Origin of the sequence: Chromobacterium alkanivorans, from assembly GCF_016937655.1 — a bacterium.
In the GTDB taxonomy this organism is placed as follows: domain Bacteria; phylum Pseudomonadota; class Gammaproteobacteria; order Burkholderiales; family Chromobacteriaceae; genus Chromobacterium; species Chromobacterium alkanivorans.
In genome coordinates this window covers 21691-36703 of record NZ_JAFHKL010000008.1, presented here as the reverse complement: position 1 = coordinate 36703, position 15013 = coordinate 21691, and the positions used below count along the sequence as shown (strand labels likewise).

17 protein-coding genes are annotated in these 15013 nt (G+C 69.3%); all 17 read right to left on the bottom strand.

Annotation, left to right across the window (positions count from 1 at the left end; translation table 11 throughout):
- Position 1: 1 nt before the first annotated feature.
- From JW897_RS14945 to JW897_RS14870, 17 genes are read right to left on the bottom strand one after another with little or no spacing between them, the layout of a single operon-like run.
- Positions 2-1225: a beta-ketoacyl synthase N-terminal-like domain-containing protein gene (locus JW897_RS14945; protein WP_205466799.1), complete on the bottom strand. Its 1224-nt coding sequence runs from the start codon at positions 1223-1225 to the stop codon at positions 2-4.
- Positions 1226-1227: 2 nt separating this feature from the next.
- Positions 1228-1695 carry a hypothetical protein gene (locus JW897_RS14940; protein WP_156187732.1) on the bottom strand — a complete coding sequence of 156 codons (468 nt, stop codon included), beginning with the start codon at positions 1693-1695 and terminating at the stop codon, positions 1228-1230.
- 19 nt (positions 1696-1714) lie between these two features.
- A complete protein-coding gene (locus JW897_RS14935; RefSeq protein ID WP_338030575.1) occupies positions 1715-2938 on the bottom strand; it encodes a beta-ketoacyl-ACP synthase in 1224 nt (407 codons plus the stop codon).
- Entirely contained in the window at positions 2938-3663 is a 726-nt protein-coding gene (locus tag JW897_RS14930; protein WP_043590881.1) for a 3-ketoacyl-ACP reductase FabG2, read from the bottom strand. The genes JW897_RS14935 and JW897_RS14930 overlap by 1 nt, the downstream gene beginning before the upstream one ends.
- Positions 3660-4118: a hotdog family protein gene (locus JW897_RS14925; RefSeq protein WP_043590879.1), complete on the bottom strand. Its 459-nt coding sequence runs from the start codon at positions 4116-4118 to the stop codon at positions 3660-3662. Before JW897_RS14925 ends, JW897_RS14930 begins: the two co-directional genes overlap by 4 nt.
- Positions 4115-5296 carry a beta-ketoacyl-[acyl-carrier-protein] synthase family protein gene (locus JW897_RS14920; RefSeq protein ID WP_205466798.1) on the bottom strand — a complete coding sequence of 394 codons (1182 nt, stop codon included), beginning with the start codon at positions 5294-5296 and terminating at the stop codon, positions 4115-4117. Before JW897_RS14920 ends, JW897_RS14925 begins: the two co-directional genes overlap by 4 nt.
- Positions 5293-5838, bottom strand: a complete 546-nt coding sequence (locus JW897_RS14915) for a DUF3261 domain-containing protein (protein ID WP_205466797.1) — start codon at positions 5836-5838, stop codon at positions 5293-5295. The genes JW897_RS14920 and JW897_RS14915 overlap by 4 nt, the downstream gene beginning before the upstream one ends.
- Positions 5832-8177 (bottom strand): MMPL family transporter, encoded by a 2346-nt coding sequence (locus tag JW897_RS14910; protein WP_205466796.1) that lies wholly within the window; start codon positions 8175-8177, stop codon positions 5832-5834. The genes JW897_RS14915 and JW897_RS14910 overlap by 7 nt, the downstream gene beginning before the upstream one ends.
- On the bottom strand, positions 8177-8806 hold the full coding sequence (locus JW897_RS14905) for an outer membrane lipoprotein carrier protein LolA (protein WP_205466793.1): 630 nt from the start codon (positions 8804-8806) through the stop codon (positions 8177-8179). The genes JW897_RS14910 and JW897_RS14905 overlap by 1 nt, the downstream gene beginning before the upstream one ends.
- Before the next feature lie 2 nt (positions 8807-8808).
- Complete coding sequence (locus tag JW897_RS14900) at positions 8809-9255, bottom strand: acyl-CoA thioesterase (RefSeq protein ID WP_205466792.1); 447 nt, start codon at positions 9253-9255, stop codon at positions 8809-8811.
- A complete protein-coding gene (locus tag JW897_RS14895) occupies positions 9255-10793 on the bottom strand; it encodes an HAL/PAL/TAL family ammonia-lyase (protein ID WP_205466790.1) in 1539 nt (512 codons plus the stop codon). The genes JW897_RS14900 and JW897_RS14895 overlap by 1 nt, the downstream gene beginning before the upstream one ends.
- A gap of 47 nt (positions 10794-10840) precedes the next feature.
- Positions 10841-11749: an LpxL/LpxP family acyltransferase gene (locus tag JW897_RS24620; RefSeq protein ID WP_197082933.1), complete on the bottom strand. Its 909-nt coding sequence runs from the start codon at positions 11747-11749 to the stop codon at positions 10841-10843.
- Positions 11746-12495 carry a glycosyltransferase family 2 protein gene (locus JW897_RS24375; protein ID WP_232060420.1) on the bottom strand — a complete coding sequence of 250 codons (750 nt, stop codon included), beginning with the start codon at positions 12493-12495 and terminating at the stop codon, positions 11746-11748. The genes JW897_RS24620 and JW897_RS24375 overlap by 4 nt, the downstream gene beginning before the upstream one ends.
- The gene (locus tag JW897_RS14885; RefSeq protein WP_161524213.1) at positions 12492-12830 is read right to left on the bottom strand and encodes a 3-hydroxyacyl-ACP dehydratase FabZ family protein; all 339 of its coding nucleotides are present in this window, start codon (positions 12828-12830) and stop codon (positions 12492-12494) included. Before JW897_RS14885 ends, JW897_RS24375 begins: the two co-directional genes overlap by 4 nt.
- A 40-nt stretch (positions 12831-12870) precedes the next feature.
- On the bottom strand, positions 12871-14202 hold the full coding sequence (locus tag JW897_RS14880; RefSeq protein ID WP_053077177.1) for an AMP-binding protein: 1332 nt from the start codon (positions 14200-14202) through the stop codon (positions 12871-12873).
- Positions 14199-14765 (bottom strand): COG4648 family protein, encoded by a 567-nt coding sequence (locus JW897_RS14875; RefSeq protein WP_205466788.1) that lies wholly within the window; start codon positions 14763-14765, stop codon positions 14199-14201. The genes JW897_RS14880 and JW897_RS14875 overlap by 4 nt, the downstream gene beginning before the upstream one ends.
- Position 14766: 1 nt before the next feature.
- Positions 14767-15012, bottom strand: a complete 246-nt coding sequence (locus tag JW897_RS14870; protein WP_081575821.1) for an acyl carrier protein — start codon at positions 15010-15012, stop codon at positions 14767-14769.
- Position 15013: the final 1 nt, after the last annotated feature.

Below are 15013 nucleotides of genomic sequence, written 5' to 3'. Positions count from 1 at the left end.
GTCAAAGCGCCGCGCGAGAGAACACCAGACAGGCGTTGGCGCCGCCAAAGCCGAAGCTGTTGCACAGCACGCTGTCCAGCCGGGCCGCCCGGACGCGCCGCACCAGCGGCAGGCCGGCCAGGCAATCGTCCAGCGCGCCGTACTGCGGCGAGCCGGCGACGAAGCCGTGGCTCATCATCTGCAGGCTGAAGATGGCTTCCATCGCGCCGGCCGCCGCGATCGCGTGGCCGGTCAAACCCTTGGTGGAGGAGAAGGCGGGCACGGCGTCGGCGCCGAACACGGCCTGCACGGCCTCGACTTCGACGCGGTCCCCTTGCTGAGTGCCGGTGGCGTGGGTGTTGATGTAATCCACCCGCTCCAGTCCGGCGTCCGCCAAGGCCAGCCGCATGCAGCGCTCGGCCCCCGCGCCGCTGGGCGCCACCATGCTGTGTCCGTCGCTGCCGGCGGCGTAGCCGGCCAGCTCGGCGATGATGGGGGCTTTGCGCACCAGCGCGTGCTCCAGCGCCTCCAACACCAGCACGCCCGCGCCGCCGGCGATGACGAAGCCGTCGCGGTCCGCGTGATAAGGACGGGAGGAGGCTTCCGGCGCCGCCGCGTCGCCGGCTGCCAGCACGCCCATCACGTCGAACAGCACCGCGGATTGCCAGCTGACTTCTTCCGCGCCGCCGGCCAGCATCACGTCCTGTTTGCCGAACTGAATCTGTTCGAAAGCGTAGCCGATGGCGTGCGCGGAGGTGGCGCAGGCGGAGGTCACGCCCAGGCTGAGCCCCTGGATGCCCAGGTGGGTGGCCAGATTGGCCGACACGGTGTTGCCCATGATCTGCGGCACGTAGTAAGGCGTCAGCCGCTGGATGCCGCGGCTGGCCAGGATGGCCATCGCCTCGCTCAGCCTGGCCGCCGAGCCCACCCCGGAACCGACGACCAGGCCGGTGCGCGGATGCCGCAGGACGGAGGCCGGCAGCCGCGCCTGCGCAATCGCCTGCTGGGCCGCGTGCCAGCCGTACAGGGCGGCGTCCGCCATGAAGCGTTGCAGCTTGCGCGGCGGCAAGGCGATGTCGTCGCGGCGCGGCGCGCCGGCCACGCGGCTGCTCATGCCTTGCTCGGCGAAATCCGGCCGCGCGGCAATGCCGCTGCGCCCGTCGCGCAAGGCCGCCAGCGCCGTCGCCTCATCGTTGCCGATGGGGCTGGCCAGGCCATAGCCGCTGACGACGACGCGACGCTTCATGCTCAAGGCGCGATCTGGTTGGCCGAAGACTGGATCTCTTGCACCATGATGGCGACCCAGCGGTTGTAGTTGGGATGGATCAGCGTGGTGCCCACCGGCGCTTTTTCGGCGGCGCCGCTGTAGTTTTTGTTCTCGCTCTTGGTTTCCACGTTCAGGTTGTTGGCGGACAGGTATTTGACGCTGTAGCGGTCCGCGCCGTAGCTGATGGCCACCTTGGCCTGATGCTTGCCGCGCACGTCCAGGCTGGCCAGCAGCTTGCCTTCGCCGTCGTCCACCACCACCCAGCCTTTGCTGCCGGCGCCGGCGATGATGGCGCGACGCAGCATGTCCGCGCTCATCGGCTTGCCGTCCATGCGCGCCACCAGTTGGTCGCTCACGTCGCGCACCGGCACGCTGGCCGGCGCGGCCTGCGCGGAAACGGCGATCATCGCCAAAAACAAGGCTGCAATATAAGCGCGTAATTGACGCATGTTTTCTCTCCTGGCCGCTTTAGCCGGCCTGTTTCAAAATCAGGGATGTGTTGATGCCGCCGAAGGCGAAGTTGTTGCTCATCGCGTATTCGACATCGGCCCGGCGGATCTCGCCGGTCAGGTAATCCAGTTCGCCGCAGGCGGGGTCCACCTGATCCAGGTTCAGCGTGGGCGCCAGCCAGCCTGCGCGCAGCATTTCCACCGTCAGCCACACTTCCAGCGCGCCGCAGGCGCCCAGGGTGTGGCCGAAATAGCTTTTCAGCGAGCTGATCGGCGCCCGCCCCAGCACGGCGGCGGTGGCCTGGGTTTCCGCGATGTCGCCGCGATCGGTGGCGGTGCCGTGGGCGTTGACGTAGCCTATCGCGCCGGCGGACAGGCCGGCGTCGTCCAGCGCCAGCTGCATCGCGCGCGCCATGGTCGGCGCTTCCGGCTGGGTGATGTGGCTGCCGTCTGAATTGGTGCCGAAACCGCAGATTTCGGCATAGATGACGGCGCCGCGCGCCAGCGCGTGCTCGCGCTCTTCCAGCACCAGGGTGCAGGCGCCCTCGCCCACCACCAGGCCGTCGCGGTCGCGGTCGAAGGGCCGCGGCGTATGCGCCGGCTCGTCGTTGCGCTGGCTGGTGGCGTACAAGGTGTCGAACACCGCCGCGCCGCCGGCCGACATTTCCTCCGCGCCGCCGGCTATCATCAGATCGCAGCGGCCGAAGCGTATGGTTTCGTAGGCGTAGCCCAGGGCCTGGCTGCCGGAGGTGCAGGCGCTGGCGGTGGGAATCACTCGTCCGGTCAGGCCGAAATACAAGCCGATATTGACCGCGGCGGTGTGGCTCATCATCTGGATGTAGCTGGTGGAGGTGACGCCGGCCATGGAGCCGGTGGCCAGCATCTGGCCGAAGGCCTGTATCGGCGCCACGCTGCCGGACGAGGAACCGTAGGCCACCCCCATGCGGCCGTCCTTGATGCAGGGGTCTTGCAACAGGCCGGCGTCCAGCAAGGCGCGTTCGGTGGCGCACACCGCCATTTGCGCCACCCGCCCCATCGCGCGCGACATCTTGCGCGGGTAATGTGCCGGCAACGCGAAGTCGTCCACCGGCGCGCCAAGGCGGGTGTTCAGGTCCGGGAAGTTCTCCCACTCCGGCATCGCGCGCACGCCGTTGCGCCCGGCCTGGATCTTGGCCGCGATGGTGGGCCAGTCATGGCCCAGGCTGGTGATGCCCGCCATGCCGGTGATCACGACGCGGCGCATCAGACGATGCCCCCGTTCACGCCTATCACCTGACGGGTGATGTAGGCGGCGCCTTCGGACATCAGGAAGGCCACCAGGGCCGCCACTTCCTCCGGCCGCCCCACGCGGTTCATCGGCACCATTTTCAAGGCCTCCTCCACCGGAACGCCTTCCAGAATGTCGGTGTCGATCAGGCCCGGCGCCACGCAGTTCACCGTGATCTTGCGGCTGGCCAACTCCACCGCCAGCGCCTTGGTGGCGCCGATCAGGCCCGCCTTGGCCGCGCTGTAATTCACTTGCCCGCGGTTGCCCATCACGCCGGAGACGGAGGACAGGGTGACGACGCGGCCGCCGTTGCGGGCGCGGACCATGGGCATGATCAAGGGATGGGTCACATTGTAGAAACCGGCCAGCGAGGTGTTGACCACCAGGTCCCAGTCTTCGCCCTCCAGCGCCGGGAAGGCGTTGTCGCGGGTCACGCCGGCGTTCAGCACCACGCCCCAGAACGCGCCGTTGGCGGCGATGTCCGCCTCGATGGCCGCGCGCGCGGCCTCGCGGTCGTTGACGTCGAACTGCATCAGCGTGGCCGCCGCGCCCTCCGCGCGGGCGGCCGCTGCCACGGCCTCCGCTTCTTCGAGACGGCTGCGACAGTGGATGGCCACGTCGAAGCCGTCTCTCGCCAGTTGCAAGGCCACTGCCCGGCCTATGCCCCGACTGGATCCGGTGATCAGGATTCTTTTTTTCATTGTGCGCTGCTTTCCTGCAGAAATAAGGCGAAATCTTCCGGTTCGAACACATTGACGGTGGCCTCGGCCAGCCGGTCTTCGCCGCAATCGATCCGGCACAGGAAGGACCCCATGCCGGACTCGTCGCGGTAGACCGGACTGGCGCTGACCCGCAGCGGCCGCCCGGCGGCGAACGCCGCGCAGGCCGGCTGGTAGCGGCGCGTGCCCAGCAGCACGCCCTGCTTGACCGGCAGCCCCGCCTGGCGCGCGGTCAGGCCCACCCAGGCGGCCACCGCCTGCGCCATCAGTTCGATGCCGATGTAGGCCGGCATATTGCCGTCGGCGTCGGCGTACCATGCCGCCGCGTCCGGCGTGGCGCTGGCCGTCAGGCCTTCGCTGTCGTAACGCAGCAGCGCCTCCAGCAGCAACATGCCGCCGCGGTGCGGCAAAACTTCGGTGATAGCCGGTAACATCATGCGTGTTCGTTCTCGTCCGCCGCTGTTGCCGCCAGCAACAGCGACACATTATTGCCGCCAAAGGCGTAAGAGTTGCTCATCACCAGCGGCCGCCCCGCGGGCAGCGTCGCGCCGGCGGGCGTCAGATTCAGCGCCGGCAAGGCCGGGTCCGCCGCGCCGTCCCAGACATGCGGCGGCAGGCGACGCCGGCGGTCGCTCAGCACCAGCCAGCAGAAGCCCAGCTCGGTGGCGCCGGCGGCCCCCAGCAGATGGCCGACCAAGGGCTTGGTGGAGCTGGCCGGCACGCCGTCGGGAAACACCCTCGTCATCGCCAGACTCTCCATTTCATCATTCTTGACGGTGGCCGTGCCGTGCAAATTCACATAGCCCACCTGGGCCGCCTCGGCGCCGGCCATGCTCAAGGCCTGCCGCATCGCCGCTTCCGCGCCGCGGCCTTCCGGATGCGGCGACGACATATGCCAGGCGTCGCTGCTTTCGCCGTAGCCCAGCAAGGCCACCGGGCCCGGCTCGCGGCTGGCGATGAACAAGGCGGCGCCCTCGCCGATATTGATGCCGCGGCGCCGCGCGCTCATAGGCTGGCACAAGTCCGGGCTGACGGACTCCAGGGCGGCGAAGCCTCGCTGAGTCAGCTGGCACAGGCTGTCCGCCCCGCCGCAAATCACCGCGTCGCACAGCCCCTGCGACAGCAGCCGGGCGGCGGCGGCCACCGCCTTGGCGCTGGAGGAGCAGGCGGTAGAGACGACGTAGGCGACGCCGTCCAACCCCAGCAGCTCGGCCAGGAACAAGGCCGGGCTGCCCATTTCCTGCTGCACGTAGTCGTAACCCTCCGGCAACGCCTGCCCGGCCGCCGCGGCGGCGACCGCCAGCTCCGTCTCCAGAATGCCGGAGGTGCTGGTGCCCAGCACGACGCCGATCCGATGACGGCCGTAACGCGCGGCCAGCGCCTCCACGCGGACGCGCAAGGGTTCCAGCGCGGCCAGCAGCAGCCTGTTGTTGCGGCTGTCGTAGCGGGCCAGCTCCGCCGGGATCTCCGGCAGCGCGCCCGCCACCCGGCCCACCACCGCGCCGGCCTCCTCGCACATGCCGCCGCAGTCGCCGGCCAGCAAGCGCCGGTGAATCTCCGGCAGCTCGCGGCCCAGCGCGTTGATCATCGCCAATTCGTTCAGATAAACCGTCATTGAGCCTCCGGCGCCATCGCCGCCAAGGATTCGATCTCCAGCGTCATGCCCAGCTGCGGCAGCCGGACGCGCCGTCCCTTGGGCGTCGGCGCGTCGATCAGCAAGGTTTGGTCGCCGTTCATCAGCCGACGCTGGCCGTCCGCCGCGTGCAGCCACCAGGCGGGCGCGCGGCCGAAGCCGTCCAGCACGGCGGCCTCAGGCAGATGCAGCCATTGCGCCAGGGCCAGCATCGCCGGCCCCTGCTCGCTGACCCGGCGGCCGAACGGCGAGCTCGCGCTCCAGCGGCGGCCGTCCCAGCCGGCGCTCAGCAAGGGCTGGCCCAGCGGCGACAAGGCCGCCAGCGACAGCCGCTGCCCATCGGCCTCCAGCTGCAGCAAGGACAGTTCGCGAAAACCGCGGCCGCTCGCCGTCACCAGTTGGCTGGCGCCATAGGTCTCGGCCGGTGGCCGCAGGCAATAGGCCGGGGTTTGCGGCAGGCGGACGCAATGGCCGCCGCCGGCGCAGGCGGTGAGCAAGAGCAGCAGGGGCAGCAGTTTCAACATGGCTCGGCCCGTCCCGCGTCCCCGGTCTTGAACAAGGTCACCATGGGCGCCAGCAGCACCGCCAGGCCCACGCCTATCAATTGGGTCAAACCGAAGCTGCTGACCGCGGGCGTGGCGCTGGCGGCCAGCAAGCCGAAGGACAACAGCGTGGTCAGGGCCGACAGCCCCACCGCCAGCAAGGCCGCCTGCTGGTGGTGGCGGCGGCCTTCCTCCACGAAGATCGCGTAGTCCACGCCCACGCCCAGCACCATCAGGAAGCCGAGCACGACGAAAAGATTGGCGCTCACGCCCAGCCAGCCCAGCGCGCCCAGGGTGAACAGCACCGCCAGGCTGACCGGCGCGGCCAGCAACAGCGCGCGCCGCCAGCCGTAGCGGCGTTGCATCAGCGCCACGATGGCCAGCAGCGACAGCGCGAACATCAGCGTGGAGGCTTCGCGGAACTGGCGGAACAGATCGGACACGCTGGCGGCCTTGTCCACCAGGGTCACGCCGCTCAGCCCTTGCGCCGCCTGCCGCAAGGCGTCCAGTTTCTGGAAATCGCCCGGCATCACCGCCATGCGCCAGACGCCGTCGCGCGGCCCCAGCCACAGATGGCGCAGCGGCGCGGCCAGCGGCTGGGCCAGCAGCGTTTCCGTCGTCAACGGCGGCGCCGGTCGCGCCAGGCCGGCCAGATAGCCGTCGGCGATCTCGTCGCGCACGCCGGCGTCCAGCAGCACTTGCCGACCCGCGCGCCGCATCGCGTCCCGCAGCAGCGCGTGGTCGGCCTGTTGCCGCTCCGGCGGCGGCAGCAGGCTGGACAAGGATTGGTAGCCTTGCAGCTGGCCGGCGCTCACCAGTTGGTCGAGGCGGCCGTCCAGCTGCCGCCCCAGACGCAGCAAAGCGGCTTCGCTGGGCGCTTCCAGCAGGAAGAACTGGCGGCTGTTGCCCTGCCCCGCCAGCTCTCGAATCAAGTGCTCTTGCGCCAACAGGTCCGCCGACGGCCGAATCAGCTGATGCACGTCGTCGTCCGCCTGCAAGCGGGCCAGCCCCGGCAAGGACAAAGCGCTCAGCGCCAGCAGCAGCGCGGCCAGGCGGCGGCCGCGCATGAATTGGCAGTAGCGGTCGAAGACGCGGCCTATCGGCGGCAGAATGCCCCGCGCCGACGCCGGCGCGGCCTGGCGCACAAAGCAGGGCACGCACCACAACACGGTCAGGTAGGCGCCGACCAGGCCGGCAGTGGAGAAGAAGGCGATCTGGCGCAGCCCCGGGAAGGGCAGCAAGGCCAGCGCGCCGTAACCCAGCAGCGTGGTCAGCAGCCCCATGCGGATGGCCGGATGAATGGCGGCCAGCGCCCGCTCCACGTCCCAATCCGGCCCGTCCTGCAACTGGCTGGCGAACAGATGGGTCGAGTAGTCTATCGCCACGCCTATCAGGCTGGCGCCCATCACCAGGGTCAGCAGGTGCAGTTGGCCGTACACCGCCAGGGTGGCGGCCACCGCCGTCAGCGTGCCGGCGGCGATCACCGCGCCGGACAGGGCCAGGTGTCGCAGCCGACGGAACACCAGCAGCATCAGGCCGATGACGGCCGCCATCGACACGCTGCCTATCATATTCATTTCCGCTTCGGCGCCGCCGCGCGCCTCGCTGGCGAACAGCACCGCGCCGGTGGCGGCCAGCTTGCCGCCGTCGGCCTCCGCCAGCGCGCGCAGCTCGGCCACTTCGCGGCTCAGGGCTTGCTGCAGCGCCGGATCGTAGGCGTCGCCGCTCAAGGGCGCGGTCAACAGCCGCCAGGACACGCCGTCGCGCTCCGCCGCCAGCCAGCCGTCCTTGATCTGCAACGACGATTTGGCCATGGGCAGCGCGGCCAGCACATTGCCGAACAGGCCGAAGGGGTCTTCCGCCAGCGGCAGGCCGAAAGCGCCCTGGCCCGGCAGGCTCAAGCGACGCAGCAGCAGGGTTTCCAGATACGCTTGCGGGTTTTGCCGCAGCCCTGCGCTGTCGGCGTCGGTCAGCAGGCCGTGCCGGTAAGGGGCGTAAGGCCGCAGCAGGCGCGCCGGGTCCACCTCGCCGATTCTCCCTTGAACCGAACGCAAGGCCGGCTGGGCGCGCAGCCGGGCGGCCATCCGCTCCGCCAGCAGGCTGGCCTGGGCCGGATCGCTATGGCCCACCATCAGCACCAGACGTTCGCCCGCCTTGGCCGCCAGTTGCGCCAGCGCGCGCTCCACCTCGGGCTGGCGCGCGTCGTCCGGCAGCATCGCCAGCATATTGGTCTGCACCGGCAAGGGCTGGCCCAGATAGGGCAGCAGCGAGGCCAGGCACAGCAGCATCAGCGCCAGCCAGCCGTAAAAACGCTTGCGCATCAACGCCCTCCCAGCAAGCGGCTTTCCTCGGCGCTCAACAGGCTTTGCGCGTCGATGCGGCTGAAGCGGATCTGCGTGCTGTCGCCGCCGGGTTCGGTCAGCAATACGCGCTCCAGTTGCGCGGAGCCGGAGAGCTCGACCGCGCCCAGGCCTTTTTGCAAGGGCCCCGGCTTGGGCGTCAGCGACAAGGTCCAGGCGGCGGCGCTGCCCTTGGCCTCCACCGCGAAGTGCTGCTGCAGCAAGTTCCTGTCCCCGGCCAGCAAGCCGCGGAACAAGCCTTCCACCGAGCCGATGCCGGGGATGTCGCGGCTGGCCCGCTCGCGGCGGCTGCCGTCGGGCAGGAGTTCGCTGACGCCCTTGGGCGTCATCACATAGCCCAACTGATATGGTTTGACGATGGACCAGATCACGCCGCTGTCACGCGACAACACCATGCGCCCGGACAGCTGCAACGGTTTTTTCAAGGCGGCCATGCGCCGGCTCTGCGCGAAATCCGCGTGCAAGATCGAGTTCGCCGCCAGCTTTCTGGAAATCTGGCTCAGCAAATCCTCGGCCTGCGCCAACGGCGCGGCCCCGGCCAGGCATAGCAGCAACAAGCCGCATGCGCGGCGCGTCCACGGTTTCAACATCGTCATTCCTCGCATGGGATGCCCAGCTTGTTCCACAACACCGCCGGCGTGACGAATTGCAGCGCCATGTCGTCGGCCAGGTCCAAGGCCACTTGCACGGTGTGGCCCTGGGTCAGTTTTTCGCCGCTGAGCGCGTCGCGCAGCTGGTAAACCACCTTGAGGCGGTTTTCGTATTCCGTCAGCTGCGCGCGCGCGATCACCCGCTGGCCGTAACGCGCCGGGCGCACGTATTTCAGGTAGCACTCGGTCACCGGCCAGGCGTAGCCGGAATCGCGCATCTGCGGGTAGTCGTAGTCGAAGCTGCGCAGCAGCGCGGTGCGCGCCAGCTCGAAGTACTTCACGTAATGGCCGTGCCAGGCCACGTGCAGCACGTCCACGTCGTGGAAAGGAATCTCGATTTCGATCTCCGCCGCCGGCAAGCTCGCGGCCGCTTTAAGGTCCACCGTCATCAATACAGGCTCCAGGCGCGTTGCTGAATCCGCTCTATCGCCAGGCGCAGCTCGCCGTCCTGGCGGCGGTCTTCGTCCAGGAAGGGGGACAGCGTCTCCAGCTCGGCGACGAAGTCGCTCAGCTCCGGCGGCAGCCGGGCCAGGTCAAGTTCGCCGGACTGTTGCCGCAAGCGCACGCCCTGCGCCGCCGCCAGGGTCAGGCAAGCCGCCACTTGTTCGGTCAGCTGCAACACGCGCAGCGCGTCGCGCGCGGCGATGGTGCCCATGCTGACCTTGTCCTGGTTGTGGCATTCGGTAGAGCGGGAGAACACCGAGGCCGGCATGGTCAGCTTCAGCGCTTCCGCCGTGCAGGCGGAGGCGGTGATCTGCACCGCCTTGAAGCCGTGGTTGATCGCGGCGCGTTCGCCGCGCGAGCCGGACAGGTTCTGCGGCAGGCCGTGGTTGTAGCGAGTGTCCACCAGCAGCGCCAGTTGCCGGTCCATCAGGTCGGCCAGATTGGCCACCGCGTTCTTCATGCCGTCCATGGCGAAGGCGATATGGCCGCCGTAGAAATGGCCGCCGTGCAGCACCCGCTCCAGGTCCGGATCGATGATGGGATTGTCGTTGGCGCTGTTCAGCTCGTTCTCGATGTCGCGGCGCAGCCAGGGCAAGGCGTCGCGCAGCACGCCGATGACATGCGGCGCGCAGCGGATGGAGTAGCGGTCTTGCAGGCGGATCTGCTCGCGCGCTTCGCCGCCGTCGTCCAGGTCGGCGTAGATCCAGGCGGCCACCTGGTTCTGCCCTTCATGCGGCTTGACCGCGAACAGCTCCGGCGCGAAATGGCCGCGATTGCCCTTTAAGGCCAGGCAGGACAGCGCGGTCAGCCGCGCGCTCAGCCGGGTCAGGTATTCGGCGCGGGCGAAGGCCAGGCAGGCCAGGCCGGTCATCACCGCCGTGCCGTTCATCAAGGCCAGTCCTTCCTTCGGCGCCAGCGTCAGCGGCGGCAGGTCCAGTTCGGCCAGCACTTCCGCCGCCGGCCGCACTTGGCCCCGGTAACGCACTTCGCGCTCGCCGCACAACACCCCGGCCACATAGGACAGCGGCGTCAGGTCGCCGCTGGCGCCCACCGAGCCCTCGGCCGGAATCAGCGGCAGCGCGTCGTGCCGCAGCAAGGCGGCCAGCCGCTGCAGCAATAGCCAGCGCACACCGGACACGCCCTGGGACAGGGAGTTGAGCCGGGCCAGCAGCACCGCGCGCGTGGACGCCTCGTCCAGGTAGTCGCCCAGGCCGCAGCCGTGGTAACGCGTCAGGTGCAGCGGCAGCTCGGCCACCAACGCGGCGGGAATCGTCACCGTGCAGTTGTCGCCGTAACCGGTGTTGACGCCGTAGACTTCGCCGCCCTCGGCCAGCAGGCCGGCCAGGAAGGCGGCGCCGCGTTCGATGCGCTCCGGAAACGCGCCGCCGGCCAGCTCCGCCCGCACTTGTCCCTGCGCCACCGCGCACACGTCCTCAATCGTCAAACGTCCGGCGCCCACGCTGAGCGCCTCCTTGCTCTTCATCACTACGGACTCTTTCTCGCCGCGCCACGCGGCAGCTTTGATTCCGGCTAAGCGCGCCAGAAATCGTAAAAATTGAACCATTGCAGCGGCGAGCGCCGCGCATGCCAGGCCAGGCGATCGGCGTAACGCTGAATCGTCCGCCGCAGAGCTTCGCCGCGCTCGCGGCGCGGCAGGCGCAGTCTTTCCTCGAACGGCTCCAAGGCAATGCGGTAGCGCCGCTTCTCCTTGAGGCAGAACAGCAGGTAGACCGGACATTCGAGCAGGCTGGCCAGAATCCACGGCCCCTCGGCGAAGGCGGCGGAGCCGCCCAGGAATTCGGCGCGCTGCACCCGGCCGTTGTCGCTGGCCGGGGTGCGGTCGCCGACGATCACCACCCACTCGCCGTTGTCTATCTTGTCCTTGAGCAGGATGGCGGTGTCCACGCCCATGTCCTGCACCTGGATCAGGTTGACGGCGTAGTCGCCGCTGGCCGCGGCCAGCAAACGGGAAAACCGCGCGGCGTGCCGGGTGTAGACCACGGCGTTGACCCGGCGCGCGCCGGCCGCGTGCCCCAGCGCCCGGCACATTTCCAGGTTGCCCAGATGGGAGCCCACCAGCAGCGCCCCGCGCCCGCTCGCCAGCAGCGCCCGCATATCGTCGCTGCCCGGCGCGGCCACCGCTTCCGGCGGCAAGCCGCCGGCCCAAGCCGCCATTTTGTCGGCGGCGGCCTCGGCGAAGCTGTAGAGGTGGCGGTAGACGTCCAGCGCGCGGACCGGCGACGAATCGCCGTCGGCGGTGCGCGCGCGCCGCAGAAAGTCGCGGGAGGCGGCGCGGGCGGCGCGGCCGGTGAGGAAGAAGTAGGCGACGATGGGATAGAGCAGCAGCCGTACCGAGCGCGCGCCCAGCAGGCGGTAGAACCACAGCAGGATTTTCATGCCCAACAGCGAACCGCGCTCCGCGGTGGCGGCCCAGCTCACGCGCGCGCCTCGCGCCAACGCCGGCGCAGCAGCCGCGGCGCGCGCGGCAGCATGCCCAAGGCCAGCCGGGTGTGCATCAGGCTGATGCGCGCATTGTCGCGCAGGGCGTCGAAATGGGAGAGTCCGCCGGGCGGATACGTCACCCTGGTCGGCAGGTTGAGTACCGGCGCGCCGGCCCAATGCAGACGTACAATGATTTCGATGTCGAAATCCATCCGCCGCGGAATGCGGGTTCGCCGCAGCAAGGCTTCCGTCGCCGCCAGCGGGTAGCAGCGGAAACCGCACATGGAGTCGGCGATGTCGAAGGACAAGGTTTCAACCCACACCCAGAAATGGGTCAGGTAGCGGCCGTACAAGCGGGCCTTGGGCACGCTGGCGTCGTACAGGGGGCGGCCGGCGATCACCGCGTCGGGCCGCTGCGCGGCCCGCTCCAAAAAGCGCGGCACGTCGCTCAGCGCGTGCTGGCCGTCAGCGTCCACCTGCAAGGCGTGGCTGTAACCCTCTTGGTAGGCCAGCCGCATCGCGTGCGTCACCGCCGCGCCCTTGCCGCCGTTGCGCGGCAAACGCAGCAGCCGCACCCAGGGCTCCGCGCGCGCCAGCGCCTCCAGCGTCAGCCGGGTGGCTTCGTCGCTGCCGTCGTCCACCACCCAGGCGGGCACGCCGTAAGGCCGCAGCCGCTCCAAGACTCCGCCCATGGTGGAACCATGGTTGTAACAGGGAATGATCAGACAGGGGCGAAAACTCATTGCGCTTGCATCCGCAGCCGGCCGGAAGACATCTTGCGGCCCTCCACTTCGTAGACGAAGCTGACGCGGCCGGCGGCCGCGTCGAGCTGCAAGGCCAGCTCCAGGGCGTCGCCCGGCTGGACGATGCCGGTGAACTTGATCTGATCCATGCCGGCGAAAACGCCGGCGGCGCCCAGCGTCCGGGCGGCGATGCTCACCGCCCAATGCAGCTGCACCACGCCGGGCAGCACCGGGAAGCCCGGAAAATGTCCGTCAAAGCAGGCCGCGTCCGCCGCCAGCGGGATGGCCACGCGGCAGGCGTCCTCCGTCTGTTCCAACACGGAATAAGGAGGCATGAAAGCCTGCGAGGGAGTCATTGCGCCAATACCTTCCAATTCAAAACAGCTCCAGCATCGCCGTCCGGTCCGGCTTGCCGCGCTCGGTCTGCGGCAGGAGGTCGACAAAGCGCCAGCGGCGCGGCAGCAGCACCGGCTCGTACCAGGCCGCCAGATAGCGCCGCAGCGTCTGCTGCACGGCCAGCTTGCCCAGGGAATGGAGTTGCTCCTTCCCCTGCGCCGACAGCGCGACGACGGCGCACAGCGTGTCGCGCCGCCCCGGCAGCACCAGCAGAGCGGCGGCGGCCAGCCACGGATGATCGGCCAGTCTTTGTTCCTGCTCGCCCAGCGACAGCCGCTTTTCCGCCAGTTTCACCACCCGGTCCCGCCGCCCTTGCAACAGGAAGCGGCCGTCCGGCAGAAACTCGACGGCGTCCGAGGCCAGCCAGGGCGCGTCGTCCGGCAGGAAGGGCGACGCGACCCGCAAAGCGCCCTCCTCGCCGACGGAACAGCTCACCGAGGGCAGCGGCGTCCAGGCGCGGTCGCCGTCGAGCTGACGGCGCCAGGCCACGCCGCCGGTCTCGGTGCTGCCGAAGATCTCCAGCGGCGGCTCGCCGCCGGCGGCGGCGAAAGCGGCTGCGGCGTCGGCCGGCAGCGGGCCGCCCGAGGACACGCACAAGCGCGTCCGCGACAGCAAGGCCGGCAGGTCGATCAGCTCGGGCAGCCGCGACAGCTGCGCCGGACTGCCGATCAAGACCGCCCGGCCCACGCCGGCGGCGGCCTCCAGCAAGTCCTCCGGCAGGAAATGCGGCGTCGCTTCGAACACCCTGCCGGCGCTCAAGGGCCACAGCAGACGAAACAGCAGCCCGTAAATATGATGATGCGGCACCGTCGCCAGCACGCAGGCGTCGCCGGCCTGCGCGCCGAAACTGCGCTCCAGCACCGCGACTTCGGCCGAGAGCTGCCGCAGGCATTTGACGATGGACTTGGGCTCGCCGGTGGAGCCGGAGGTGAACAAGGTCAGCCGGCAGCCCTCCCCGTCCAAGGCCTGCGTCGCCGCTGACGCGGCCGGCGCGCTCATCCGCGCCCGCAGCGCGGCGTCGTCCAACACCTCGTCGAAAGCCGGCGCCAGCGCGCTCAAGGTGGCGGGCAAGGCGTTGTTGGGCACCATCGCCTCAGCGCCGGCGCGCCAAACCGCAAACAGGCCGACGGCGAACAGCCAGGCGTCCGCCGCGATCAAGGCATAGCGCCGGCCGGGTTCAAGCGTGGCGGCCGCGCCGGCCACCGCGCCGGTGAAGTCTCGCCACAACAAGGGCCGGCCGTCGCGCAAGGCCGCCACCCGCTCCGGATCGCGCTCGCCGCTCAACAAATGCTCCAGGGCCAGCAAGCTCATGTCCGCGCCTCGGGAAAACGCCAGCGCCGGTACAGCCATTCGCCGCCGAACAAGGCGCCCATCAACAGATAGGACGCCAGGCCGTTGTACCAAAGCCAGAACGCCTGCCCCGCCGGCAAGGCGGTATACAGCGCCGCCGCCGCGTTGAAGACGAAAAATCCGCACCAGACGCGGGTCACGCGCCGAGTGTAGACCACGCCTTCCGGCGGCAAGTCCGGCGTGATCTGACGGGCGAAGCGTTCAATCATCGTGGGCGGATGGCGCAGCGAATGGGCGAACACCCACAGCATGGACAGGCTGATGAAGGCCGGCGTCAAGCGCAGCAGCAAGGCGCTGCCGGTCAGCGCCACCAGCGCGGACAGGACGATCATGCCCAGCAAGGCGCCGCGCTGGGCCGCGGCCAGATCGCGCCACAGCGCGCGGCTTTGCCGCCGGTAGCGCAGCAAGAGCAGCAGCAGCAAGGCGGCGCCCACCGCGCGGGGCGAGAAATATTGCAGGCCCAGAAAGACGGCGAGCGGATAGCAACAAGCGCCCAGCGCCGCCAACAGGCGCGTCGCCGACATCTCAGGCGGCCAGCAATTGCTCAACCGCGGTGATCACGTCATCCACGGTGCGCACCGTTTTGAATCCGTCCGGCTTGATGCGCTTGCCGGTCAACTGCTGCAGCTTGATCGCCAGGTCCACCGCGTCGATGGAGTCCAGCTCCAGATCGACGAACAGATTGGCCTCCGCCGTCACGCGTTGCGGTTCGATCTCGAAAGTGTCCTGCAGAATGATCCTCAGTTCATTCAAAATTTGCTCACGGGTCATT